Source organism: Halopenitus salinus, assembly GCF_042662125.1.
Taxonomy (GTDB): domain Archaea; phylum Halobacteriota; class Halobacteria; order Halobacteriales; family Haloferacaceae; genus Halopenitus; species Halopenitus salinus.
The window spans coordinates 93937-119248 of record NZ_JBHSXL010000008.1; the positions used below are offsets into that span (position 1 = coordinate 93937).

A 25312-nucleotide genomic window follows, 5' to 3' on the forward strand; every position below is an offset into this window, starting at 1 on the left:
AAAATAACGAATGGACAGAATACAAAATAATCTGAGGAGACACAGGAAGTCACCCTTCGCTGTACCGGATCGGGAGTGGCGGTTGACGGTGGAGAAATGGCGAGTATCCACATATATCGGAGGAATATGTGGGGATTTCGGTACGCTCGATCCGATGGCCGTGAATACTCGATATGAATAGAGAATCATTCCGATGTATGTTTGAATACATAGCTCATCTGTTGTGAAAACGGTCGTCGCGATCCGCCGATCGGAGGCTCCCAAGCGGAGGCCAACAAGGCGATCGACGGCGCCCCTCGAGACGCCTCTCGGCCCGAATTTGTTCAATATTGTGGAACGATCGGACGAGTGAGTCGAACAGTATCAACAGGTTTAATACTCCGCTGGGAACCTTATCGATCGTATGTCAGACGTACGGATCACCGACGTTGAGACGTATATCGTCGCGAACCCGTGGAAGCCGTGGGTGTTCGTCGAGCTGGAGACGGACGCCGGCGTCACCGGGCTCGCGGAGGCGACGACCCACGACAAGCCCCGGACGGTCGCGGCGGCGATCGACGAGATGTCGAAGTACTTCATCGGCGAGGACCCCTTCGACACCGAGAAGATCTGGCTCGAGATGTACCGCGACGAGTGGTTCTCGCGGAACGTGGTCAACACGACCGTCTGTTCGGCGGTCGACATGGCCTGCTGGGACATCAAGGGCAAGCTGCTCGACGAGCCGGTCTACGACCTGCTCGGCGGGCAGGTTCACGGCGACGAGCTTCGCGCGTACGCGAACGGATGGTACACCGACACCGAGGGCGAGCCGGAGGGCTTCGCCGAGGCGGCGGAGCGGGTCGTCGACGACGGCTACGACGCCATGAAGTTCGACCCGTTCGGGACCGCCTGGCAGTCCATGTCCCGAAAGGACATGAACCACTCCGTCGACATCGTCCGGGCCGTCCGCGAGGCGGTCGGTCCCGACGTCGACCTCCTCATCGAGTGTCACGGCCGCTTCTCGGCCGGCCAGGCCGTCGACATCGCGCAGAAGCTCGACGAGTTCGACCCGACGTGGTTCGAGGAGCCGTGTCCCCCGGACTCCTTCAACAGCCTCGCCGAGGTCGCCGACAAGTCGCCGATCCCGGTCGCGACCGGCGAGCGGCACATGACGAAACACGACTTCTTCGAGCTCGTCACCCGGACGGACATCGACGTCTTCCAGCCCGACCTCATGAACACCGGCGGCATCACGGAGGGCAAGAAGATCGCCGGGCTCGCCGAGGCCGACCACGTCGACATCGCGCCGCACAACCCGCAGGGTCCGGTTGCCGGGGCGATCTACTCCCACTTCTGTACGTCCATCCCGAACTTCCGCATCCAGGAGATGTTCCAGACCTACGACGTCGACTGGGTCGACGATCTCCTCGTCGATCCCCTCGAGGTCGAGGACGGCTACGTGCAGGTCCCCGACGGTCCCGGCTTCGGCATCGAGCTGAACCACGACGTCGTCGAGGAGCACGCCTACACCGAGGACGCGGTCCACACGATCAACCTCTTCGAGAAGGACTGGGAAAAGCGCGAAGTCGACCGCCGATAGCGTCATCGGAGCGGCCTTCTCGACGCTCGACCGGAGGCTGATCTTCCAACGATCGAGGGAATGCGACCGTCGATCGCGTGGAAACCCTTTTGCGAACCGCCGGCGATCTGACGGTATGTCACTCGCCGACTGGATGCGCGGCTACGACGCCCGCGACTGGCAGACGACGACCGAGGGGACCGTCAGGTACGCCCTCGTCGGGCTCGGGTGGTGGACCACGGACGTCGCGATGCCGGCCATCGAGGAGTCGACGCTCGGCGAGACCACCGTGCTCGTAAGCGGCGACGCCGAGAAGGCCGACCGGCTGGCCGAGCGCCACGACGTCGCCCACGGGATCACCTACGACCAGTATCACGACGGGGTCGCCGTCGACGCCTACGACGCGGTCTACGTGGCGACGCCGAACGCCTTCCACCGCGAGTACGCCGAGACGGCCGCGGAGCTTGGCAAGGGCGTCCTCTGTGAGAAGCCGATGGAGGCGACGGTCGAGCGGGCCGAGGGACTCGTCGAGGCGTGCGAACGGGCCGACGTCCCGCTCATGATCGCCTACCGCATGCAGACCGAGCCGGCGGTCAGGCGCGCGCGCGAACTCATCGAGGAGGGACTCATCGGCGAGCCCGTCCAGGCGTACGGCGACAACACCCAGCCGCTCCTCGAGATGATCCCCGACGCCGACCAGTGGCGGCTCACCCCCGACCTGACCGGATACGGGACCTCGGTGATGGATCTCGGCATCTACTCGATCAACACGACGCGATACCTCCTCGATCGCGACCCGGTCTCCGTGCAGGCGAACATGGCGTCGAACCATCCGGCCTTCGAGGGGCTCGACGACGAGCGCTCCGCGTTCATCATGGCCTTCGAGGACGACGTGCAGTTCGTCTCGACCGCCTCACAGAACGCACATCAGGACACCCAGCTCAAGATCACGGGCACCGACGGGCAGATCGAGCTTCGTCCCGCGTTCCACGGCGAGGCGGCCCTCCACGTCGCCGCCGGCGACCTCGAACTCGACGTCGCCCACGGGACGAGCGACGAGGTCGACGAGATGCGCGAGGAGTTCGACTACTTCGCCGACCGCGTGCTCACGGGCGCCGAGATCGAACCCGACGGTCGCCACGGGCTCCGGGACCTGGAGATCGTCGAGGCGCTCCACCGGTCGGCGGCGAGCGGCGAGGCGATCGACGTCGAGCGGTAGTTCCCGTCGGTCGAACGCCGGGTCGCGGCCGTGTCGGCGAGCGGCCAGTCAGTTCGCGTCGGTATCGGCGATCAGCCCACGCCGACGATCAGTTCGCGTCCGTGTTCACGTCGTCGGCGAGCGACCCGAGGTGTTCCGTACAGAGGCCGACGTCGACGCCGAGGGTCACGTACTGGACGCCGGCGTCGATCCACCGGTTCGCGATCTCGGGGGTGTCGGCGAAGGCGCCGACCACGGTGTTCGCCTCGGCGGCGCGGTCACAGACCTCCGTCATCAGCGACTCGACCTTCTCGTGGGTCACCTGTCCGGGGATGCCGAGCGACTGCGAGAGGTCGTAGGGGCCGAGGAAGACGGCGTCGAGCCCCTCCACGGAGAGGATCTCCTCGATGTTCTCGACGCCGCGTTCGCCCTCGACTTGGACCATGAGGAAGACCTCCTCGTTCTGGTCGTCGGTGTAGGTCTCGCTGCCCCAGTAGTCGCCGGCCCGGACGTACTGCGAGAGGCCGCGGCTGCCGATGGGGTCGTACCGGGCGGCATCGACGGCGCGTTGGGCCTCCTCGCGCGTCTCCACCTGGGGGACCTGGACGCCGGCGGTGCCGATGTCGAGGGCGCGTTGGATCTCCGCCTCGCTGTTCGTCCGGACCCGAACCATGGGCGCGACGCCGCGGTTCTGTGCCGCCGCCGCGAGATCGAGGGTCGTCTCGGCGGTGAGCGGACCGTGTTCCTGGTCGTATATGACGTAGTCCATTCCGGCCACGCCGATCATCTCCGAGACCATCGCGGAATCGAGGAGCTGGAAGGTCCCCACGACCGTCTCCCCGTCGAGGAGCCGCTGTCGGAAGTTCGTCTTCGGCATACAACGAGGTGTCGCTCGTTGCTATAAAATTCTTCCCGTCCCGGGGAAAGGCGGGGCGAGGACGGGGATCCGGACCGGCGACGGAAACGAATTACGCCGCGATGGAAAGACATATTCAGATGGGTTCGAACCTTGAACGTATGGCACGAGTACGGTTCCGTGACCCGGCTGGAACGATCCGAAGCGGCACATGGAACGACGACGGCATCGAGTTCGGCGAGGAGACCTACGACCCCGAGGAGGTCGACGTCCTCTCGCCGACCGAACCCTCGAAGATCGTCTGTGTCGGCCTGAACTACGAGCGGCACGCCGAGGAGGAGGGCATGGACATCCCCGATCGCCCCCTGCTCTTCTTGAAGCCGCCGAACGCCGTCTCCGGCCACGGCGACACGATCACGCTTCCCGAGGGGAAGGAGGACGTCGAACACGAGGTCGAACTCGCCGTGGTCATCGGCGAGCAGTGTCGCAACGTGAGCGCCGACGACGCCGAGGACGTCATCGCGGGCTACACCATCGCGAACGACGTCTCCAACCGCGACGACCAGCACATCGAGCAGAACTGGATCCGCGGAAAGGCGTTCGACAACTCCTGTCCGCTCGGTCCCGTCCTGGCCGAGGACGTTCCCGAACACGCCGACGTCGAACTTCGCGTCAACGGGGAGGTCCGCCAGTCCTCGAACACCGAGGAGTTCATCTTCTCCGTCCCGGAGATCATCGAGGAGATCACCGAATACATGACCCTCGAGGAGGGCGACGTCATCATCACGGGCACCCCCGCCGGCGTCGACGACCTCGAGGACGGCGACCACGTGGAGATCGAGATCGAGGGCATCGGCACCCTCGAACACGACGTCGAGCGGTAATTCTGCCACCCCGAGAGCTATATATCGGCGCGAGATAGTACGAATCGACTCGGTCGGCCGACGGCCGGCCGCGACGGGAACCAGAATGAAGGCGATCGTACAAACCGGAGCCGAGACGGTCGAACTGCAGGACCGCGAGCGCCCGACGCCCGCCCCGGACGAGGTCCTGGTGCGCGTCCACACCGCCGGGATCTGCGGGAGCGACGCGCACGCGTACAAATACGACGAGGAGTACCACTGGGTGCCCATCCCCCGGGTCATGGGCCACGAGTACGCCGGCACCGTCGAGGCCGTCGGGGACGACGTCACGAGCTTCCGTCCGGGCGAAACGGTGACCGAGGAGCCGGTCCACGACTGCGGGGAGTGCTTCCAGTGTCGAAACGGGCAGTCGAACGTGTGTCAAAACTTCGACATTACCGGCATGCACCGGGACGGCGCGTACGCGGAGTACGTGTGCGTCCCGCCGGAGCACCTCCATCGCGTCCCGGAGACCGTTCCGCTTCGTGCGGCCGCGCTCACCGAGCCGACGAGCATCGCGGCGCGTGCCGTCCTCACGCGATCCTCGGTCGAACCGGGTGACGACGTTCTGGTCCAGGGCCCGGGTCCGATCGGCGTCCTGACCGCGGCGATCGCGGACTCGATCGGCGCGGACGTCGTCGTCTCCGGGCTCGGACGCGATACGGCGGCCCGCCTGCCGCTCGTTTCGGATCTGGGAATCGACACGGTCAACGTCGAGGAGACGTCGCTCGAGGGGGTCGCCGACGAGCGAACCAGAGGCGGCGGCTTCGACCGGATCTTCGATGCGACCGGGCACCGTTCGGGGATCGAGACCGGGATCGAGCACGTGCGCAAGGGCGGCGAGATCGTGATGGTCGGGATCCCGAACGGTCCGAGCACCGTCTCGCTCGCCGGGGCGGTCCGCGGGGAGGTGACCGTGGAGACCTCCTACGGGTCGACGTGGCGGAACTTCGAGCAGGCGCTTCGACTACTCGAGGACGGCTCGGTCGACGCCGAAGCGATCGTGGACGACGGCTTTTCGGTGGAGGACCCCACCGCCGCGTTCGAGGCGTTCCTCGCCTCCGAGACCTGCAAGCCCGTCTTCACCTTCGACGGGTAGCGCCGATCGCGATCGGTCGGAGCGTCGAGGGACCTACGAATAGGTCACGTTGAGCTCGATCACGTTGACCGTCTCGAGCACCTTGTTCGGGAGCGTCTCCCGGAATCGGTCGCCCTGGATCCGGTTCGAGGGGCCGGAGACGCTGATCGACCCGAGCACCCGGTCGTCGTTGCTGAGGATCGGGGCGGCGACGCATCGGAGCCCCTCGATCCGCTCCTCGTCGTCGAGGGCGTACCCGCACTCGCGAATGCGTTCGAGCTGCTCTTCGAGCTCCTCGCGACTCGTCACGGTGTTCGGCGTGACGGGCTCGAAGCCCGCCTCCTCGAGGATCGAGTCGACCCGGGACTCGGGGAGGTGTGCGAGGATGCACTTGCCGAGCGCGGTACAGTGAAGCGGGACGCTGGTGCCGACGTGCGCTTCGACCTGAACCGCTCGCGAGCCCTGTGCGCGCTGGAGGTAGGTCCCGGTGCCGTGCTCCTCGACGAGCAGGTTCGCGAGCTCCGTCGTCTCCTCGGCGAGCCGTTCGACCTCGGGTTTGGCGATCTCGTAGATCTTCCGTCTGTTCCGGACGTACGCGCCCAGTCCGAGGAATCGGACGCCGACGTGATACTGGCCGTCCTCCTTCGTGAGATAGCCCATCTCCTCGAGCGTACTGAGGTAGTTGTGCGCGGTGCTCTTTGGAACGTCGAGGTGGGAGGCGAGCTCCGAGACCCCGGCTCCGTCGAGGTCCTGCAGCGACTCGACGATGTCGAATGCCGTCCGAACCGAGCCGATCCGGTTTCGTGCCGTGTTTCCCATGACTCGACGTTACGGCGCGCCGGCAAAAATCTTACCACATTGTCGAACGGACGTCCGGACGAAGCGGATCCGCCAGCGACGACCACCGTCCGAGCCAAAGGGATCGACGGAGCGCTCATCGGGTCTCCATCACGGGATCACGGATCTGGACGGGGACGGAAGCGAACGAACTGGAGTTGGAACACGGACACCGCGGGATCCGATATCGTTCAGAACTACCGAACGCCACGACCGAACGTCGATCGCTACGCCGACCCGAACTTACATCCGTATTCGTGTAACTCGAATTGGAGCCCTCAAGCGATGGTCGATACAGGCGTCAATTGACAGTTTTGGATGAATGACGGAATTCGTAATTATCGAGATCCGAATCAGAGTGATTCCTACGGACGCGATCGGGACGGAATATCAGCGGTGGTCGAATACTCGGAGAATGGAACCAATGAACGGCGAATCGCCGATCGAACGTCGGACCGGTCCGGATCGAATCAATCGGAAGTCCGAAACGTAACGTTCCGATCGTTTTCTCGGAATAGACAGGTATCCGACAGTCTATCTACCGTGCTCACTCCCCGCGGAGGTGGCCGGGGTTCCACTCGCCCTCGAACTCCTCGTGGAGGAAGGGCTTCGCGTCGTCGCCGGCGTAGGTGCCGACGATCTGGCCGCTTCCCTCGAGGTGGTACTTGTAGGTGGTGAGTCCCTCGAGGCCCACCGGACCGCGGGCGTGGGTCTTGCCCGTGCTGATCCCGACCTCGGCTCCGAGTCCGAACCGGTAGCCGTCGCTAAAGCGCGTCGAGGCGTTGTGGAACACGCTCGCGGAGTCGATGCTCCGCATGAACGTGCTGGCGCGACCCGCGTCCTCGGTCACGATGGACTCCGTGTGTTTCGATCCGTAATCGTTGACGTGATCGATCGCCGCCTCGAGCGAGTCGACGACGCGGACGGACAACACGAGGTCCCCGTACTCGCTCGACCAGTCCGACTCGGTCGCGGCGTCCATCTCGACGATCGACCGGGCCGTCTCGTCGCCCCGGAGCTCGACGCCCGCCTCGCGGTAGCGTTCCGCGACGGCAGGCAGGAACTCCTCGGCCACCGCCTCGTGGACGAGAAGGGTCTCGACGGCGTTGCAGACGGCCGGATACTGGACCTTCGCGTCGTAGGCGATCTCCGTCGCCATCTCGAGGTCGGCCTCGCGGTCGACGAACACGTGACAGACGCCCTCGGTGTGGCCGAGGACCGGGATGCTCGTGTTGTCCTGGATGTAGCTCACGAACGCCGAGCTGCCCCGCGGCATGAGGAGGTCGATCTCGTCGTCCATCCCGAGCATCGTGTCGACGTCCTCGCGCGCCTCGACGAGCTGTGCCCAGCCGTCGGGGACTTCCGGGGTGGCCTCCCGGATGATCTCATAGAGCACGCGGTTCGACTCGCTCGCCTCGCTTCCGCCCTTCAGGATCACGGCGTTGCCCGACTTGAGACTCAACGCGGCGATCTGGACGAGCGCGTCCGGCCGGGACTCGAAGACGGTGCCGATGACGCCGATGGGGACGGAGACCTTGTACAGCTCCAGTCCGGAATCGAGCCGCCTCGACTCGAGGGTCCGATCGAGGGGGTCGTCCTGGCCGGCGACGCTTCGGACCATCTCCGCGATGTCCTCGAGCTTCGAGGGGGACAACTCGAGGCGGTCGACGAGCGCACGGGTGTACTCGCCCTCGGCAAGGCGCGCTTCGGCCTCCTCGACGTCGACCGCGTTGGCCTCGAGGATCCGATCGCGTTCGGACTCGATGGCGTCCGCGACGTCGTGAAGCGCCGCGTTCCGTTCGTCCTCGGACAGCTTCGCCAGCTCGAGGGCCGCGGACTGTGCCTCCGAAACCTTCGTCTCCGTTGATGTTCCGGTCACCATCGTTTCCGTGGATTTCTCAGTCATCGTGATCTCCGTTTACGGGGATGAATACGGTTCCGACGGGCTTGCCGGTGGCGATCCGATCGAGCACGTCCGGCTCGTCCGACCGGGCGATGATCGCCGGGATGCCGTGCTCGCTCGCGGTGCGGGCGCCCTGGACCTTGGTTCGGATGCCGCCGAAGCCGTCGGAGGCGCTCTCGTCGATGATCGACTCCACCTCGGCGTAGTTGCGGCCGACCGCCTCGATGCGTTCCGCCTCGGGGTCCTCCTTGGGGTTGCCCGTGTAGACGCCGCCGACGTCGGTGAGCGTGACGAGGAGATCGACGTCGACGCCGATGGCGATGGACGACGAGAGCATGTCGTTGTCGCCGATCCGGATCTCCTCGGTCGCGACCGCGTCGTTCTCGTTGATGATCGGGACGACGTCCCACTCGAGGAGCGTCTCGATCGTGTTGCGGAAGTTGGTGAACCGCTCCGGGTTTTCGAGGTCGTGTTCGGTGACGAGCAGCTGTGCCACCGTCTCGTCGTACCGCTCGAAGCTCTCGGTGTAGCGGCGCATGAGGTGGCTCTGGCCGATCGTCGACAGCGCCTGCGACTCCTCTATGGTTCCGCCGGTCCGGCCGATGCGGCCCTGTCCGGCGCCGATGGCGCCCGAGGAGACGACCACGACGTCCTTGTCGCGGTCGATCAGCGAGGCGATGCCGTCGACGAACGCGTCCAGCTTCTCGTCGTCGAGATTCGACTCGTCGTCGGTGAGCGAGTTCGTTCCGGCCTTGACGACGACGCGGTCGGCGTTCGCGGCGAGGCGTCGAGTTCGGTCGACCGCGTCGGTCTCTACCGCCTCAATCATGCTCGAACTCCTCGGCCAACTCCCTGGAGCGTCTGGCGGCCGCCGCGAGCGCGTCGCCGGTCTCCGCCTCGAGGTCGCTGTCCCAGAGGACCTCCATGCCCTCGATCGTCGTGCCGTTCGGCGAACAGACCGCGTCGATCAGCTCGTCGACGCTCCGGTCGGACCGGAGGACGGTCTCGGCGGCGCCCTTCACCGTCTGGGCCGCGAGCACCTCGGCGTCCTCGTCGTCGAGGCCCTCCTCGACGGCGGCGCGCTTCATGGCCTGCAAAAAGTAGAAGACGAAGGCGGGACCGCTCCCGTTGAGGGCGGTCGCCACGTCCATGTGCTCCTCGTCGATCTCGACGAACTCGCCGAGGTCCGCGAGGAGGGCACGCACGCCTTCGTCGACCTCGTCCCAGGCGACCGCGGCCGCCATGTCGGCGGTCTCGGCCGCGAGGTTCGGCATGATGCGAACCACGGTGGCGTCGGTGTGCGCGTTGACGAAGTCGATCGGCACGCCCGCGGCGACGGTGACGAGCGTCTGATCGGCGGACAGCTCGAGGGATTCGAGCACGGTTTCGACGATGTCCGGCTTGACCGCGACGACGACCACCTCGGAGGTCGCCGCCTCCTCGATGTCCGAGGTGGTCCGTTCACAGTACGAAGCGACCCGTTCGAGGGCGCTCTCGTCGATGTCGTAGGCCGTGACGTCGTGGTTCCCCGCCTTCGCCAGTCCGGTGATGAGGGCGCTTCCGAGGTTCCCGCATCCGATGATGGTTACGTCGACCATTGTTCCGTCTCTACCACGTAGATGTGGCGAGGGGGATATACAGACGTTGGTTTGACCCCGACGTCGCGCCCTCGAGCGCAACTCGGCGGTGGAGGACATCGAACGGTCACACGCCGAGCGAGGGACGGATCCATCGTCGACGTGTGTTGATATCGCGATATGTACTATAGAAGATCGGATCGATCGACGAGATCGGGAACAACGGGGACGACGGAACGAGAGGAGACGCGAAAGCGACGAGGGTTCCGATCGTCCCGGCGTTTCGACCGAACCGAGAAGGGTAGCAACCGACCGTGGATCCGGTGAGCGGTGGAGTTCGTTCGAACGGGCCGTGAGACGGGGCGATAGCGATACCTCCGCTTCAGCGCGGGAGGGTCACATGTCGTTGGAGTGGGTGAATCGCGATCGCTGAGGCCGACGATGCTCGCGATCGAAGAGTCGTCGTGAGGACCGAACCGTTCCACCGATCGCCGTATCACGAGTCGGCCGACGGTGCAAGCGAGCTCGCGGGACTGATCGCTCGCCCGTGAACGATGCCTCCCGATCACGGTGGATCGCCGCGATCGAGTTCGATCGGCATCGATAAACTGCATAGAACGATACAGAATGATCCGGGGACGGGGCGAGACGTGGCTCCCGCCGTCCTGTCCGCGAGCATGGTCGACCCCAGATCACTTTCACGACAGTTCAACTAGTGTACACCGTCCAACGAGAAATATCGGCCATTATCGCCATTGAATCGGTATCTGAAGAACGCAGTATTTCCTCCTCGAAGAGTTTAATTGAATAGTCGCTCAACTAATTCGTGATGGCACAAGCAACGAGGCGGCTTCGTCGGTACCTCGAGGACGAACTCGACGAGTGCCGTAGCGAGGACGTCGATCGGCGCCTCGACGAGCTCGAGACGTTGGAGACGGCGTTCGGATCCGATCGGGCGACCGCGGAGCTCGAGGTGCTCGCCGCGCTCGCCAACGAGACGCGCTACACGCTCGTGCGCGTGCTCGCGGCCGCGGACGAGGAACTGTGCGTGTGCGAGCTCCAGGCGTTCGTCGACGTCACCGAGAGCGGGCTCAGTCACGCGCTCTCGCGGCTGGTCGATGCGGGACTCGTCGACGCCAGGAAGGACGGCCGCTGGCGGATGTATCGGGCGACCAACCGCGCGGTCGCGATCGTGACGGTCCTGGAGGGAAGCGTGAGCGTCGATGAGTGAGCTCACACACGACCACGGGCCGAGCTGCGAGTGTCCGGACTGTGGGGACCCGCGCTCGATGGACGTTCTCGACAAGTATCTCACCGTCTGGATCTTCGGCGCGATGGCCGTCGGCATCGGACTCGGCACCGTCGCGCCGTCGGTGACCCGGCCGATCCGGGAGCTCCACCTCGTGGAGATCGGGCTCATCCTCATGATGTACCCGCCGCTGGCGAAGGTGGACTACGGCCGGCTCCCGGCCGTCTTCAGGAACGTGAGGGTGTTGGGGCTGAGTCTGGTTCAGAACTGGCTGATCGGGCCGACGGTGATGTTCGCCCTGGCGGTCGTGTTCTTCGGCGGTCTCGTCCCCGGCCTCCCCGCCCGCCCGGAGTTCTTCCTCGGACTGGTGTTCATCGGGATGGCCCGGTGTATCGCGATGGTGCTGGTCTGGAACGAGCTCGCCGACGGCTCCTCGGAGTACGCCGCGGGGCTCGTCGCGTTCAACAGCGTCTTCCAGATCGTCACCTACGGCGTGTACGTGTGGTTCTTCGCCCTGTTCCTCCCGCCGCTTTTCGGGATGGAGACGCTCGTCGCCGGGATCTCCGAGTTCGGCGTCACGCCGATGCAGGTCTTTCGGGCGATCGCCGTCTTCCTCGGCATTCCCTTCGCTGCCGGGATCCTCTCGCGATACGTCGGGACGCGAACGAAGGGCGTCGAGTGGTACGAGGAGTCCTTCGAGCCGCGGATCAGCCCGTTGACGCTCGTCGCGTTGCTGTTTACGGTGATCGTGATGTTCGCGATGCAGGGCGAACGCATCGTCGGCCAGCCCAGCGACATCCTGGAGATCGCCGTGCCGCTTGCGATCTACTTCGTCGTGATGTTCCTCGTCAGCTTCTGGATGGGCCGGGAGGTCGGCGCCGACTACTCGACGACGACCGCCATCGGCTTCACCGCCGCCTCGAACAACTTCGAGCTCGCGATCGCGGTCGCAGTCGCCGTCTTCGGCGTCGGCTCCGAGATCGCGTTCGCGACCGTCGTCGGGCCGCTCATCGAGGTGCCCGTCCTCCTGGGACTCGTGAACGTCGCGTTGTACTTCCAGGATCGATACGACTGGACCGGCCAGACGACCGGACGCCTCGACGGGTCGGCCGAATCGACGACGACCGACGACTGAACGACGACCGAGAACTGACGCAGATCGCCCACGACCATCGGACACACGACCGGATCGACCACCGAACACCCGACGATCGAACACCGAACACCCGGCGATCGAACACCCGACACGACACCATGTCCACCGACACCGAACCCACCGACACCGAACCGACGGAGACCGACACCGAACCGATCCGAATCGCCTTCATGTGCGTCCAGAACGCCGGGCGATCGCAGATGTCCACCGCCTTCGCCGAACGCGAGCGCGAGCGTCGCGGGCTCTCGGACCGCGTCGAGATCGTGACCGGCGGGACCGACCCGGCCGAATCGGTCCACGAGGAGGTGATCGAGGTCATGACCGAGGAGGGGTTCGACCTCTCGGATCGGACGCCGCGCGCGATCACCCTCGAGGAGCTCCGGTCGTGTGACTACGTCGCCACGATGGGCTGTTCGACGCTCGACGTCGGCGACGTCGGCGCGGACGTCGACGTTCGCGACTGGGCGCTTTCGGACCCCGAGGGAGAGGGGATCGACGGGGTGCGCGACATTCGCGAGGAGATCGAGGGGCGCGTGGCCGCCCTGTTCGACGAGATCGAGAACGCGATGGCGGCGAACGGGAGCTGAGGAGGACGCGAGCTGAGGCGGAGTGCGATCGGCGACCCCGCGATTCAAGAGCGTGGCCCGCGGATCGGCTCGCGTGAGAAACGAAACGACCGGCCGCGGCGAGGCGGTCCTCTCGGAGGACGGCGTCGAGTTCGACGCACGCGACGCCGCGCTGCTGCGGGCGATCGATCGGACCGGGTCGACCGCGAGCGCCGCCGCCGAACTGGAGCGCTCTCGGGCACGCGCGCTCACCCGTATCGAGACGCTCGAGTCGGCCTTCGGCGACCTCGTCGAGCGGACGCGGGGCGGCCGGGGCGGCGGCGGGAGCCGGTTGACCGAAACTGCAGACGCGCTGTTGGCCCGGTACGACCGGCTACACGCCGCGTTGACGGCGGCGGCACGGGCCCCGGAGACGGTGATCGAGGGTTCCGTGACCGGAACGGACGGCGAGATCCTCACGGTCGAGACGCCGATCGGCGAGGTTCGCGGCCTCGGCGCGGACGCGGCCGTGGACGACCGCGTCCAGTTGCGGATCGGCGCGGACGCGGTGACGCTTTCCGCGCTCGAGGAGACGCCGACGCCCGAGGCGACGAGCGCGAGAAACAGGATCGAGGGGACCGTGGCGGCCGTCGAGCGGGGAGAGACGATCCGGACGGTTCACGTCGACGCCGGGGAGGTCACGTTTCGGGTGCTCGTCACCGCAGAGAGCGTCTCGCGGCTGGATCTCTCGTCCGGACGGCGGATCGGGCTCACCTGGAAGGCGACGGCGACCCGCGTGGTTCCGCTTCGGCCGTGACTCCCGAGGAGGTGAACGGAGCGGAGAAGGGGGGAGTCACATCCGGAGCATCTGGGCGTGGCGCGTCCCCTCGAACTCGAGGACGGTCTCCTCGTCGACGAGGCCGGCCTCCACGGCCACGCCGACGGCCTCCTCGCCGACGAGGTTCGCGACCTGGGCGCGACGGAGTCCGGCGACGACCTCCTCGTCGGTCGCCTCGACGGCGTCGGGACCGCCGTAGAACTCCTCTTCGACCGTGAGCGTCGCGACTCCGTTCTCGAAGGTCTCGCCGAGACAGTCGGCATCACAGACGGAGACGAGAAGTCCCTTCGGCGTGTCGCGCTCGCGGAGGAGCATCTACAGGCCTCCGAACTCCGAGTCGAGTCCGCCCGCGCCGCCGCCACCTCGAGCGCCCTCTCCGGGGGCTCGCCCGCCGTGTTCGTCGACCATCTCCCGTTCGCGCTCCTCGCGCAGCTCCTCCGCCTGTTCGGCCACCTCCTCGGCCTCCTCGTGGTCGCCGGCCTTCTCGAGCGCGCGGGCCTTCTCCTCGAGGACGTCCGCGTTCCGGTGGCCGAGACGGATCGCGTTGTCGAAGGCGGTGACCGCGTCCTCGGCGAGCCCCCGCTCGAGCAGGAAGAATCCGCGGTTGTACCACCCCTGGGCGAACCGGGGATCGACCTCCACGGCGCGTTCGGCGTGTTCGAGCGCCTCCTCGTGGCGGCCGAACTCCCAGAGCGCGTACGCGAGGTTGGTCTCGGCCGTCGCCGCGTGCTCGGAGTCGTCGTCGATCCGTAACGCCTCCTCGTAGGCGCCGATCGCCCGGTCGTACTCCTCGAGTTCGGCGTGGGCGGCGCCCTTGTTGACGAGCGCCTCCTGGGCCTCGAGGGAGTCGTCCTCGGCGAACATCACGGCCCGCTCGAGGGTCTCCGTGGCCTCCTCGAAGCGGTTGATCCCCATGTAGGAGAGCCCGACGTCGACGAGCTGTTCGACGTCGACCTGGTCGTCGGCGATGTTCCGCCGGTCGAGCTCGTCGGTGATGACGCGTGTGTCGACGGGGTCGACCGCGGTCGGGTCGGCCTTCAGCTCGGGCGGATCGAGGGTGAACTCCTCGTAGTCCTCGTCGAGCCCCTGTCCCGAGGAGAACTCGTGGCCCTGATCGTCCGGCGTGTCGGTCATATGCTTCGATTTGGCGGTCGTCGCGGGTAAGGGTTACGTCCGCGGGGGAGTCGGCGTCTGAGACGACGAGGTCGGACGGGGGAGTACGGGAGCCGCAACGGCGGTCGGCGATCGATTTTTGCGGATTCGTCCCGACCGTCCGGACGAATGCGCGCGTTCTTCGCGATCGATCTTCCGGACGAGCTGGCCGACGGGATCTCGGACGTGCAAGACGGCCTTCGGGGTGCGGCGGGGTTACGATTCACGGATCCCGAACAGGCGCACGTGACGCTCGCGTTCCTCGGCGACGTGCCGGAGGAAACAACGGGGACGGAAACCGGCGCGAGCGACGAGCCGACCCCGAAGGGCGACGTCGACGCCGCGATCGAGGCCGGGCGTCGAGCGGTCGAGGAGGCGGACGTCGAGCCGTTCACGGTGGGGGTGGGCGGGCTCGGCGTCTTCCCGTCGATGGAGTACATCAGCGTCGTCTGGGCCGGAGTCGACGATGGGGCCGCCGAGCTGGCGCGGCTCCACGAGACGCTCGAGGAGCGAACCGCGGCGCTCGGCTACGAGCCGGACGACCACGAGTTCACCCCGCACGTCACCCTGGCGCGGATGAACGACGCGCGTGGGAAGGACCTGGTCCAGCGGGTCGTCCGAGAGCGCGATCCCGACGTCGGGACGTTCACCGCGGAGGCGGTGCGGCTGAAGCGGTCGCGACTCACGTCCGACGGGCCCGTCTACGAGACGGTCGAGTCGTTCCCGCTTTCGGGGTGACCGATCCTCGCTGACGGGACATCGACTCCCGCTCTCCGGGTGATCCCCCTGCTCTCGATCCGTGATATCACGGGACACGAACGCCGCGCTCGATGAAAAAGGATTAACCACGACCCGAGGAGTTCTACACGTATGAACGTCCTCGTGACGGATCCGATCGCGGACGCGGGCCTCGATCGACTCCGGGAGGCGGGCTATGAGGTACAGACGGCCTACGACGTCGACGGCGGCGAGGAGCTGTACGAGGCCATCGCCGACGCGAACGCGCTGATCGTTCGGTCCGGCACCGAGGTCACCCGCGAGGTCTTCGAGGCCGCGGAGGAGCTCGTCATCGTCGGGCGCGCGGGCATCGGCGTCGACAACATCGACATCGAGGCCGCGACCGATCACGGCGTCATCGTCGCCAACGCCCCGGAGGGGAACGTCCGGGCCGCCGCCGAACACACCGTGGCGATGACCTTCGCGGTCGCACGCTCCATCCCGCAGGCCCACGGCCGGCTGAAGGGCGGCGAGTGGGCGAAAGGCGAGTACCTCGGCGCGGAGGTCAACAACAAGACGCTCACCATCGTCGGGCTCGGCCGCGTCGGCCAGGAGGTCGCAAAGCGTCTCGACTCGCTCGGGATGGATCTCGTCGTCTACGACCCCTACATCTCCGAGGAGCGCGCGGACCGCCTCGGCGCCGAGCTGGTCGAGGACCTCCACGACGCGCTGGCCCGCGGCGACTTCGCGACGGTCCACACCCCGCTTTTGCCCGAGACCGAGGGCATGATCGGCGAGGAGGAGCTCGCCCAGCTCGAGGGAGGGTACCTCATCAACTGCGCCCGCGGCGGGATCGTCGACGAGGACGCCCTCGCGGTCGCGGTCTCGGACGGGACGCTCGCCGGCGCCGCGCTCGACTCGTTCGCGAGCGAGCCGCTTCCGGAGGACTCGCCGCTTTTGGACGTCGACGACGTCGTCTTGACCCCGCACCTCGGCGCCTCGACCGAGGCCGCCCAGGAGAACGTCGCGACCGACACCGCGGACGCCGTGATCGCGGCGTTCAACGACGAGCCGGTGCTCAACGCGCTGAACGCACCTTCTGTCGACGAGACCGCCTTCCCGCGCATCGAGCCGTACATCGACCTCGCGGAGACGGCCGGCAAGGTCGCAGCACAGCTGCTCGACCAGCGCATCGAGTCGGTCGAGGTGACCTACGAGGGTGACATCGCCGCCGAGGAGGTCGACCTCGTGACCGCCTCCGCGTTGAAGGGCGTCTTCGAGCCCCTCGAGTGGCAGGTCAACGCGGTCAACGCGCCACAGCTCGCCGAGGACCGCGGAATCGACGTCGTGGAGTCGAAGACGCGCCAGAGCGAGGACTTCCAGAGCCTCGTCCGCGTCACCGTGGCCGACGGCGACGAGGAGCTGTCCGTCGAGGGGACGCTCTTCGCCGGCGACGACCCGCGGATCGTTCGCATCGACGGCTATCGCGTCGACGCCGTCCCGTACGGCCACATGCTCGTCGCGCGAAACTACGACGAGCCGGGCGTGATCGGCCTCATCGGGACCGTCCTCGGCGACCACGACGTGAACATCGCCGGGATGTTCAACGCCCGCGAGGTGTACGGCGGCGAGGCGATCACCGTCTACAACCTCGACCAGGACGTCCCCGACGCGGCCGTCGAGGACCTCCTCGCGGACGACCGGATCATCGAGGTCACGGAGATCACCCTCGACGAGGCGAACGGTCGCGAGCAGGAGTAGGCGAAAGCGTCGTGTGGCCGGATCCGTGACGGTTCGGCCGAGCGATCCGCAGTCGCTGACCCGATCGAGAGCGGCGCCCGTCCGACGCGGCGATCAGCCTTACAACAGTTCGAGCACCGCGTCGACGTCGTTGGCCACGGGTTCCGGGTCGTTTCCGGCCTCGTAGGCCGCATCGGGGTCCTTCAGCAGGTGGCCGGTGGTGAGACAGACGACGTCCTCGTCGTCGTCGACGACGCCCTCGCGGCGGAGCTTCCGGAGTCCGGCGACGCTGGCCGCGGAGGCGGGTTCGACGCCGACGCCCTCGTTCGCGAGCGCGCGCTGGGCGTCGGTGATCTCCTCGTCCGCGACGGCGACGGCGGTGCCGTCGGTGTTTCGGATCCCGGGCAGCGCCTTCGGGGCGTTGACGGGGTTGCCGATCCGGATGGCGGTCGCGCGGGTCTCGACGTCCTCCCAGCGGCGAATCGAGTCGGCCCCATTCTCGATCGCCTCGACCATCGGCGCGGCGCCGGCGGCCTGTACCCCCGTGAGCTTCGGGACGTCCTCGACCGCGAGCGCGCCCGACTGAACGAGCTCGCGGAAGGCCTTGTACAACGCCGCGGTGTTGCCGGCGTTGCCGACCGGCAGGACGATCCGGTCGGGAAAGGTCCCGTGATCGGCGTGGAACGCCTCGAGGATCTCGAAGCCGATCGTCTTCTGGCCCTCCAGCCGGAAGGGGTTGAGCGAGTTGAGCAGGTAGGCCTCGCCGCGGGCGGCCAGCTCCTGAACGATGTCGAGGCAGGCGTCGAAGTTGCCGTCGACCTCGAGGATGCGGGCGCCGTGGAGGCTCGCCTGGGCGATCTTGCCGGCCGCGACCTTGCCCGACGGGAGGAGCACGAGCGTCTCGAGGTCGGCCCGGCCGCCGTAGGCGGCGAGCGCGGCCGAGGTGTTCCCCGTCGAGGCGCACGCGAGCGCGTCCACGCCGAGCTCCTCGGCGACGCGAACGCCGACGGTCATCCCCCGGTCCTTGAACGAGCCGGTCGGGTTCATCCCCTCGTGTTTGATCCGGAGGGTCGAGACGCCGACGTCGGCCTCCAGGCGCGGAACCTCGTGCAGCGGCGTGTCGCCCTCCGGCAGCGTGACGCCGGACTCGAAGGGAAGCCCCTCGCGGTACCGCCAGACGCCGCGGTCCGGTCCGTCGGTCGACGCTCCGGAGCCGAACTCCTCGAAGGTCGGAGGGTTCTCGTAGCGGACCTCGAGGAGGCCGTCGCAGTCGTCGCAGGTGTATCGGACGTCCTCGAAGGGGGCGAACGTCGAGCCGCACGCGATGCAGGCGAGCCACACCCCGTCGTCGGCGCAGGCCGGCGCGGACGGCGCGGGGGCGTCGATGTCGAGCGTCATCGTTCGAGAGTTACGGCCCCAACCTAAAAGGTGGGCGGTCCGGGCGGGAGCCGTGCCACCCGTTCGGACACGCGTCGGGCGGTCCGTCCGGATGCGCGTCGGGAATCACGTCGTCGTCGACTTCGATTCGTCCTCGGTCTCGGGGAGCTCGACGCCCTCGGCGGCCTCCAGGTTGGCCGTCTCCTTTTCGGTCGCGACGTGCCAGCGGTCGACGGTCGATTCGTACTCGGCGAGGATCTCCGAGACCTCCGCCTTCAGCTCGTCGTCGTTGACGTTCACCTCGAAGACGAACTCCTCGTCGGCGTCGCCGCGGCCGACCCGCTGGATGTTGGCGCTTATCAGCTCGTTGTCGAAGTAGTAGGGCGCGAGCTGGGTCATCACGTTGCGGTAGACCGTGTCCTCCACCTTCCGCAGGGCCTTGCGACCCGCGGAGTCCGCGGCACGGGCGACGTGTCCGATCGACTCGCCCCACCGATCGAGCGCGGCCTCGTTGTCGCCCTCCTCGACCTTCTCGTAGGACTCAGAGAGCTTCTCGCCGGCGGTCTGCATGTCCTCGCCCGCGGTCTTGCCGGCCTTTTCGCCCTCGCCCTCGTCGACGGAGGCCTGTCTTGCGGTCTTCTCCGAGACGTCCTCGTCGATGCGCTCGTGTGAGCGGGGTCGCCACTCGTCCCACTCGTGGAAGGCGTCGTTGTTCACCCCGGCCTCCCGCAGCGCCTGGGTGATCTTCTCGCCGTGTTCGACCATCTTCCCCCAGTCCCCGCGCACCTTGAACCCGGAGATGCTCTCTTCCATCGGTTGCCCGAGTGGTAGGACGCGAGCCCCTAAAGGCCCTCCGGCACCCGTCGTGTCGAAGCAGCTCCGAGACCCGTCGCGTCGAACCCCCTCCCGCACCCGTCGCGTTTTTGTTCGCGGCGGACAACGGGAGGGCCATGGGCTACCGCGTCGTCGACCCCGAGGAGATCGAACCCGCGCCGGATCGACCCTGCGAGCTGCGCCGGCTGAGCGAGGCGGCCGGCCTCGACCGGATGGCGATCAACCGCTATCGGGCGGCGCCTGGCGAACAGATCCCGCTCGCCTACCACTACCACGACGAACAGGAGGAGGCCTTCTACGTGTGCTCGGGGACCATGCACGTCGAGACGCCCGAGGGGACGATCGAAGTCCCGGCGGGCGGGCTGTTCGCCGTCGATCCCGGCGAGCCGCAGCGGGCGTACAATCCGGAGAACGAGGACGAGGATCTGACCGTGATCGCCGTGGGAGCCCCGCCCGTCGACGGCGACGCACACGCCTACGAACCCGCGGAGGACGGGACATAGCGGGGAGCCGGAGCGTGACGAACCGGGGCGGTACCGTTCTACGCGCCGTTTCCGTTTCCGCCGTTTCCGTCGGCGTCGTCGGTATCCGTGAGCGCGTGCGCCTCGTCGTCCATCGCGTCCCACACGAACCACAACATCGCGAGCGTCATCGCCGCGACCGCGATCCCCGCGGCGATCGCGACCGCCGTAATGGGTGCCACCATGTCGGGGAGTCCACCGCCTTCATAAATCAACGTGTCGTCTTCGATCGGGAGGGTTCTTGCCGATCGGGTCCGAGGATCCCCCAATGAGCGTCTACGAGCTGTGCAAGCCGGCGCTTTTCGCGCTGCCGCCGGAGACCGCACACCGCCTCACCCACCGGCTGTTGCGGGGTATCCAGGGAACGCCCGCGACCGACCTCCTCGCGCGCCGGTACGTCCGCGAGGACCCGCGCCTGCGGACGGAGGCGTTCGGACTCGAGTTCCCGAATCCCGTCGGGGTCGCCGCGGGGTTCGACAAGAACGCGGAAATCCCCCGCGCGCTCGCCGCGTTGGGGTTCGGACACGTCGAGGTCGGCGGGGTCACGGCGGAGGCCCAGCCCGGAAACCCCCGCCCGCGGATGTTCCGGCTGCGCGAGGACCGCGCGCTGATCAACCGGATGGGGTTCAACAACCAGGGAGCGGATCGGGTGGGAGCACGCCTCGATTCCGAACCCCTGCCGGACGTTCCGGTCGGTATCAACGTCGGGAAGTCGAAGTCCACGCCGCTTTCGGAGGCCCCGGACGACTACCTGTACACCTACGAGCGCGTCGCCGACGCCGGCGACTACTTCGTCGTGAACGTCTCGAGTCCCAACACGCCCGGGCTCCGCTCGCTGCAGGACCGCGACGCGCTGGAGTCGATCCTCGGAACGCTCGCGGACGCGGGCGCCGAACCGCTTTTGGTGAAGCTCTCTCCGGACCTGCCGCGGCCGGCGATCGAGGAGGCGCTCGGCGTCGTCGACGAGTTGGACCTCGACGGCGTCATCGCCACGAACACGACGACGGAGCGGCCGGACTCGCTCGAGAGCCCCCAGCGAGCCGAACGCGGGGGGCTCTCCGGCGAGCCGATAGAGGAGACCGCGACCGATCTGGTTCGATTCATCGCGGAGCGCACGGACGTTCCGGTCGTCGGCGTCGGGGGCGTCGACGACGCCTACGGGGCCTACGCCAAGATCCGCGCCGGCGCGTCGATCGTCCAGCTGTACACGGGACTCGTCTATCGCGGGCCGAGCGTCGCCCGCGAGATCAACGAGGGACTCCTCGACCTCCTCGAGCGCGACGGGTTCGAGTCGGTCGAGGAGGCCGTCGGCGCGGACCTGTAGCCGCGGCGCGCGAGCGAGGGGTGGTGAACGTCCGACGGCGGGCGGCGAACGATTTCGAAGGGTGAAACGACCGCCGCCCCGCCGGAACCGATAAGACGATCCTCGCCGATCCTCGAGGAAACCGTGCACGTCGATCACACGCTCAGCCACGAGTCCGCGCTGCACACGTCCTGGAACAACGACCACGAGCCGGCGCTTCGGGTCGAATCCGGCGACGTCGTCACCTTCGAGTGTCTGCCCGACAGCGGCACGCGAATCACGTCGGAGACCGAGTCGGCGGACCTCCCGGAGACCGAGTTCGTCGGCCACCACCTCACGGGGCCGGTCGCGATCGACGGCGCCGAGCCGGGCGACGTCCTCCAGATCGATCTCCTCGAGATCGAACACGGCGACTGGGGCTATACGCTGATACGGCCGGGCGAGACGGGCAAGGGACTGCTTCCGGAGGCGTTCCCCGACCCCTACATCTACCACTGGGACCTCGGCGAGGAGGTCGCCCCCTTCGAGGACGGCATCGAGGTCCCGATCGATCCCTTCCCCGGCGTGGTCGGCGTGGCGCCGGCGGCCGACGGGGAGCACTCGACGGGACCGCCGCGACACGTCGGGGGCAACGTGGACGTCAAGCACCTGACCGCGGGATCGACGGTGTACCTGCCGGTCGCGGTCGAGGACGCGCTCTTCAGCATCGGCGACGGCCACGCCGCACAGGGCGACGGCGAGGTCTGTGTCAGCGCCATCGAGACGCCGACGACGATCACCGCCCGGGTGACCCGTCGATCCGACCTGGCGATCGACGCCCCGCAGTTCGAGACGACGGGGCCGTTCACGCCCTCGGGACGCGACGAGCCAACGTACGCGACGACGGGGATCCGCGACGACCTCATGGACGCCACGAAGGACGCCGTCTCCGCGATGATCGGCCACCTCGTGGAGGGACGGGATCTGACCCGCGAGGAGGCCTACGTCCTCTGTTCGGTCGCCGTCGACCTCAAGATCAACGAGGTCGTGGACCGACCGAACTGGGTGGTCTCGGCGTATCTGGCCGAGAGCCTCCTCGAGTGAAGGTCGAATGAAGGATCGATCGAGGGGTCGACGGAAGCAGCGACCGTGGTCGCGAGAACGAATCGTCGCGAGAACGCGCGCTCACTCGGCGTTTTCCACGATCACGACCGCGTCGTCCGCGTCGAGGAGCGTGCCCTCGCCGCGATATTGGCGTTCGGTCTCGATCTCGAACTCGTCGGGAGCCAGCTCGACGCCGGCCACGTGGAGCTCGCCGTCGACGATCTCGTACTCGTCCGCGGAGATCCCCGCCTCGATGTCGCCGATCGCGTCGCCGTACTTCGGGCCGACCGTCGCGTACTCGAGGTCGATGCCGGTCGTGACCGTCTCGACGGGCGCGGCCTCGTCGGGGTGGACGCGCAGGTCCTCGACGTGCATCACGCCGGTGACGTCGTCCTCGAAGCCGCGGACGTCGCCGTAGACCTCGACGACGTCGAGGGGGGCGTTGAGGGGGAGCTGCTCGTCGCTTTTGTACTTGCGGAGGGCGCCGACGACCGCCATCGCGAGCTCGCCGGCGTCGTGGTCCGCCTCGAGGCCGAGCGGCTCGGGCCAGTCCGCGAGGTGGATCGACTCGGCGGCCTCGGCGCGCTCTCCGGCGTTCGCGGCGTTCGAGACGCCCTCGGCGTACTCGGCGTGCCAGATCTCCTCCGTGACGTGCGCGAGGAGGGGCGCGAACAGCTTCAGGAATCGCCGATGGGCCGTCCGGAGGGTGTATCGAGCCGAGGCGTCCTCGCGGCTTTTGGCGATCTCCAGGTAGTCGTCACAGAAGGTGCCCCAGAAGAACGTCCGGAGGCCGTCGCGGGCCTTCGAGAACTCGCGGTTCTCGAGGCGGGCCGTGAGCCGTTCGATCTCCCGGTCGATCTCCGCGAGCAGCCACCGGTCGAGCTCCTCGAGGTCGTCGGGCGCGTCCGGATACGGCTCGGGCGCCAGCGACTCGACGAGCTTCGAGGCGTTCCACAGCTTGCGGATGAGCTTCTCGCCGGCGCGAAGCCCCTTCTCCTGGTAGGGGAGGTCGTCGCCGATCGACGAGCCGGCGGCCCAAAAGCGGGCGGCGTCGACGGGGAACTGCTCCATCACGGCGTCGGGCTCGACGACGTTGCCCTTCGATTTCGACATCTTCTCGCGATTCTCGTCGAGGACCATCCCGTTGATCATCGTCGACTCGAAGGGCACCTCGCCGGTGTGTTCATAACACTTGATGACCGTATGGAAGAGCCAAAACGAGATGATGTCGTGGCCCTGCGGGCGGACGTCCATCGGGTAGATCTCCGGGCGATCCATCGTGAACTCGCCGGCCGCCGCGTCCCAATCCCAGCCGGCGTTGATGAGCGGGGTGAGCGAGGAGGTCGCCCACGTGTCGAGGACGTCGTCCTCGGGAACGAACTCGTCGTGGCCGCACTCGGGACAGGCGTCGACCGGCGGATCGTCGGAGAGGGGATCGACGGGCAGGTCGTCCTTCGCGGCGAGGACCTCGGCGTCACAGTCCGCACAGTACCACACCGGGAACGGGATGCCCGAGGAACGCTGTCTGGAGATGCACCAGTCCCACTGGAGCCCCTCCACCCAATGTTTGTACCGGGTGAACATCTTCTGGGGGAACCACTCCATCTCGCGGCCGGCCTCGAGGTACTCGTCGACCTTGTCGAGCACCTCGACGTACCACTGTTCGGTGACGAGGAACTCGACGCCAACGCCGCATCGCTCGTGGACGTTGACGGTGTGGGTGATGGCCCGGCGGTCGAGCAGCGCTCCCTCGTCGTCGAGATCGCTCACGATCGCCTCGCGCGCCTCCGAGGAGTGCATGCCCTCGTAGGGGCCGGCCTCCTCGGTCAGGTGGCCGGACTCGTCGATGGCGACCCGAAGCGGGAGGTCGTGGGCCTGATACCACTCGATGTCGGTCTGGTCGCCGAAGGTACAACACATCACGACGCCGGAGCCGGTCTCCATGTCGACGCGCTCGTCGTGGATGATCGGGACCTCCTGGCCGAAGATGGGGATCCGCGCGTGGTTTCCGACGAGGGCCTCGTTCTCCTCGTCGTCGGGGTGGACGAAGACGGCGACGCAGGCGGGCAACAGCTCCGGACGGGTCGTCGAGATGGTGAACTCGCCCGGAAGGCCGGGATCGACATCCGAGCGGTCCGAGTCCGCCTCGACGACCTCGAAGGCGATGTCGTGGAAGTGTGAGTCCTGCTCGTCGTCCTCGGTCTCGACCTGCGAGATGGCGGTCTCGCACTCGGGACACCAGATCGCGGGCGCCTTCTCGCGGTACTCGCGGCCCTTCTCGTAGAGGTCGATGAAGGAGAGCTGGGAGGTCCGCTGGACCTCGGGGGAGATGGTCCGGTAGGTGTTCGTCCAGTCGATGGAGAGGCCGACGCCCTGCATCTTCTCCGAGAAGTCGGCCTCGTACTCGCGACAGACCTCTCGGCACTTCCGCTGGAACTCGCGGCGCTCGAAGTCCTGGTGGCGGATCCCGAGCTCCCGCTCCGCGAGCCGCTCGGAGGCGATCCCGTTGTCGTCGTAGCCGAAGGGATAGAGGACGTCCCGGCCGTTCATCCGGTGAAACCGGGCGACGACGTCCTGGAGGATCGACCCGTAGACGTGCCCCCAGTGGAGGCTCCCGGACACGGTCGGCGGCGGCGTGTCGATCGCGAACGCGGTGTCGGGGTCGGCGGTCTCCTCCGGGTAGGCGAACGTCTCCTCGTCGACCCATCGCCGCTGCCAGCGCGCCTCGGCGGCGTCGGGGTCATACTCTCCGCTGGGCATTCTTGGGTGTCGATACCGCCGGTTGCCTGTTAAGCGCCTCGATCGGAGAGGGAACGGCGAAGGAGGACTGCGGATGAGGCTGTGGTGGATGAGGACGATAGATGAAGGACGACGAAGGGGGACTGCGG

General features: G+C 67.2%; 24 protein-coding genes. 13 read left to right on the top strand and 11 right to left on the bottom strand.

From position 1 onward, the window contains the following. The first annotated feature begins 403 nt into the window (after window positions 1-403). Both ACFQE9_RS08745 and gfo6 read left to right on the top strand, forming a co-directional pair. Entirely contained in the window at window positions 404-1579 is a 1176-nt protein-coding gene (locus ACFQE9_RS08745) for a mandelate racemase/muconate lactonizing enzyme family protein (RefSeq protein ID WP_379743356.1), read from the top strand. A 115-nt stretch (window positions 1580-1694) separates the two neighbouring features. Further along, the gene (gene gfo6, locus ACFQE9_RS08750; protein WP_379743359.1) at window positions 1695-2777 is read left to right on the top strand and encodes a D-xylose 1-dehydrogenase Gfo6; all 1083 of its coding nucleotides are present in this window, start codon (window positions 1695-1697) and stop codon (window positions 2775-2777) included. Between the two features lie 88 nt (window positions 2778-2865). Here gfo6 and ACFQE9_RS08755 read toward each other — a convergent pair whose 3' ends face one another. Beyond that, window positions 2866-3633 (bottom strand): HpcH/HpaI aldolase family protein, encoded by a 768-nt coding sequence (locus tag ACFQE9_RS08755; protein ID WP_379743362.1) that lies wholly within the window; start codon window positions 3631-3633, stop codon window positions 2866-2868. Between the two features lie 140 nt (window positions 3634-3773). Here ACFQE9_RS08755 and ACFQE9_RS08760 point away from each other — a divergent pair, with 140 nt between their 5' ends. Beyond that, on the top strand, window positions 3774-4496 hold the full coding sequence (locus tag ACFQE9_RS08760) for a fumarylacetoacetate hydrolase family protein (protein ID WP_379743365.1): 723 nt from the start codon (window positions 3774-3776) through the stop codon (window positions 4494-4496). Between the two features lie 85 nt (window positions 4497-4581). Beyond that, entirely contained in the window at window positions 4582-5613 is a 1032-nt protein-coding gene (locus ACFQE9_RS08765; protein WP_379743368.1) for a zinc-dependent alcohol dehydrogenase, read from the top strand. Between the two features lie 33 nt (window positions 5614-5646). Here the strand turns inward: ACFQE9_RS08765 and ACFQE9_RS08770 are convergent, their stop codons facing one another. From ACFQE9_RS08770 to proC, 4 genes are all read right to left on the bottom strand, one after another. After that, complete coding sequence (locus ACFQE9_RS08770; protein WP_379743372.1) at window positions 5647-6411, bottom strand: IclR family transcriptional regulator; 765 nt, start codon at window positions 6409-6411, stop codon at window positions 5647-5649. Between the two features lie 565 nt (window positions 6412-6976). Next, entirely contained in the window at window positions 6977-8308 is a 1332-nt protein-coding gene (locus ACFQE9_RS08775; RefSeq protein WP_379743743.1) for a glutamate-5-semialdehyde dehydrogenase, read from the bottom strand. Window positions 8309-8327: 19 nt separating this feature from the next. Beyond that, on the bottom strand, window positions 8328-9161 hold the full coding sequence (proB, locus tag ACFQE9_RS08780) for a glutamate 5-kinase (protein WP_379743375.1): 834 nt from the start codon (window positions 9159-9161) through the stop codon (window positions 8328-8330). Then, window positions 9154-9930: a pyrroline-5-carboxylate reductase gene (gene proC, locus ACFQE9_RS08785; protein ID WP_379743378.1), complete on the bottom strand. Its 777-nt coding sequence runs from the start codon at window positions 9928-9930 to the stop codon at window positions 9154-9156. Before proC ends, proB begins: the two co-directional genes overlap by 8 nt. Before the next feature lie 808 nt (window positions 9931-10738). Between proC and ACFQE9_RS08790 the strand changes: the two genes are divergently transcribed. The 4 genes from ACFQE9_RS08790 (at window position 10739) to ACFQE9_RS08805 (ending at window position 13676) form a co-directional block, all read left to right on the top strand. Continuing rightward, complete coding sequence (locus tag ACFQE9_RS08790) at window positions 10739-11140, top strand: ArsR/SmtB family transcription factor (RefSeq protein WP_379743381.1); 402 nt, start codon at window positions 10739-10741, stop codon at window positions 11138-11140. Next, the gene (arsB, locus tag ACFQE9_RS08795; protein ID WP_379743384.1) at window positions 11133-12293 is read left to right on the top strand and encodes an ACR3 family arsenite efflux transporter; all 1161 of its coding nucleotides are present in this window, start codon (window positions 11133-11135) and stop codon (window positions 12291-12293) included. Before ACFQE9_RS08790 ends, arsB begins: the two co-directional genes overlap by 8 nt. 119 nt (window positions 12294-12412) lie before the next feature. Further along, on the top strand, window positions 12413-12901 hold the full coding sequence (locus ACFQE9_RS08800) for a low molecular weight phosphatase family protein (RefSeq protein WP_379743387.1): 489 nt from the start codon (window positions 12413-12415) through the stop codon (window positions 12899-12901). A gap of 73 nt (window positions 12902-12974) precedes the next feature. Then, window positions 12975-13676, top strand: coding sequence for a TOBE domain-containing protein (locus ACFQE9_RS08805; RefSeq protein WP_379743390.1), 702 nt, complete (start codon window positions 12975-12977; stop codon window positions 13674-13676). Between the two features lie 36 nt (window positions 13677-13712). On the opposite strand, the gene ACFQE9_RS08810 is transcribed toward ACFQE9_RS08805, so the two are convergent. Both ACFQE9_RS08810 and ACFQE9_RS08815 read right to left on the bottom strand, forming a co-directional pair. Beyond that, complete coding sequence (locus tag ACFQE9_RS08810; protein ID WP_379743393.1) at window positions 13713-14012, bottom strand: DUF424 domain-containing protein; 300 nt, start codon at window positions 14010-14012, stop codon at window positions 13713-13715. Next, window positions 14013-14831, bottom strand: coding sequence for a tetratricopeptide repeat protein (locus tag ACFQE9_RS08815; protein ID WP_379743396.1), 819 nt, complete (start codon window positions 14829-14831; stop codon window positions 14013-14015). Between the two features lie 147 nt (window positions 14832-14978). Between ACFQE9_RS08815 and thpR the strand changes: the two genes are divergently transcribed. Together thpR and serA are read left to right on the top strand one after the other, a co-directional pair. Next, on the top strand, window positions 14979-15587 hold the full coding sequence (gene thpR, locus ACFQE9_RS08820) for an RNA 2',3'-cyclic phosphodiesterase (protein WP_379743399.1): 609 nt from the start codon (window positions 14979-14981) through the stop codon (window positions 15585-15587). 132 nt (window positions 15588-15719) lie between these two features. Beyond that, the gene (gene serA, locus ACFQE9_RS08825; RefSeq protein WP_379743402.1) at window positions 15720-17327 is read left to right on the top strand and encodes a phosphoglycerate dehydrogenase; all 1608 of its coding nucleotides are present in this window, start codon (window positions 15720-15722) and stop codon (window positions 17325-17327) included. Between the two features lie 99 nt (window positions 17328-17426). On the opposite strand, the gene thrC is transcribed toward serA, so the two are convergent. Both thrC and ACFQE9_RS08835 read right to left on the bottom strand, forming a co-directional pair. Continuing rightward, the gene (gene thrC, locus ACFQE9_RS08830) at window positions 17427-18704 is read right to left on the bottom strand and encodes a threonine synthase (RefSeq protein ID WP_379743405.1); all 1278 of its coding nucleotides are present in this window, start codon (window positions 18702-18704) and stop codon (window positions 17427-17429) included. 105 nt (window positions 18705-18809) lie between these two features. After that, entirely contained in the window at window positions 18810-19496 is a 687-nt protein-coding gene (locus ACFQE9_RS08835; protein WP_379743408.1) for a DUF5828 family protein, read from the bottom strand. Between the two features lie 137 nt (window positions 19497-19633). On the opposite strand from ACFQE9_RS08835, the gene ACFQE9_RS08840 reads away from it, so the two are divergent. Further along, a complete protein-coding gene (locus tag ACFQE9_RS08840) occupies window positions 19634-20020 on the top strand; it encodes a cupin domain-containing protein (protein WP_379743411.1) in 387 nt (128 codons plus the stop codon). A gap of 38 nt (window positions 20021-20058) precedes the next feature. Here the strand turns inward: ACFQE9_RS08840 and ACFQE9_RS08845 are convergent, their stop codons facing one another. Continuing rightward, window positions 20059-20223 (bottom strand): hypothetical protein, encoded by a 165-nt coding sequence (locus ACFQE9_RS08845; protein ID WP_379743414.1) that lies wholly within the window; start codon window positions 20221-20223, stop codon window positions 20059-20061. Window positions 20224-20306: 83 nt separating this feature from the next. Between ACFQE9_RS08845 and ACFQE9_RS08850 the strand changes: the two genes are divergently transcribed. Beyond that, window positions 20307-21362 carry a quinone-dependent dihydroorotate dehydrogenase gene (locus ACFQE9_RS08850; RefSeq protein WP_379743417.1) on the top strand — a complete coding sequence of 352 codons (1056 nt, stop codon included), beginning with the start codon at window positions 20307-20309 and terminating at the stop codon, window positions 21360-21362. A gap of 123 nt (window positions 21363-21485) precedes the next feature. Next, the gene (locus ACFQE9_RS08855) at window positions 21486-22424 is read left to right on the top strand and encodes an acetamidase/formamidase family protein (protein ID WP_379743420.1); all 939 of its coding nucleotides are present in this window, start codon (window positions 21486-21488) and stop codon (window positions 22422-22424) included. A gap of 81 nt (window positions 22425-22505) precedes the next feature. On the opposite strand, the gene ACFQE9_RS08860 is transcribed toward ACFQE9_RS08855, so the two are convergent. Beyond that, window positions 22506-25184: a valine--tRNA ligase gene (locus tag ACFQE9_RS08860; RefSeq protein WP_379743423.1), complete on the bottom strand. Its 2679-nt coding sequence runs from the start codon at window positions 25182-25184 to the stop codon at window positions 22506-22508. Window positions 25185-25312: the final 128 nt, after the last annotated feature.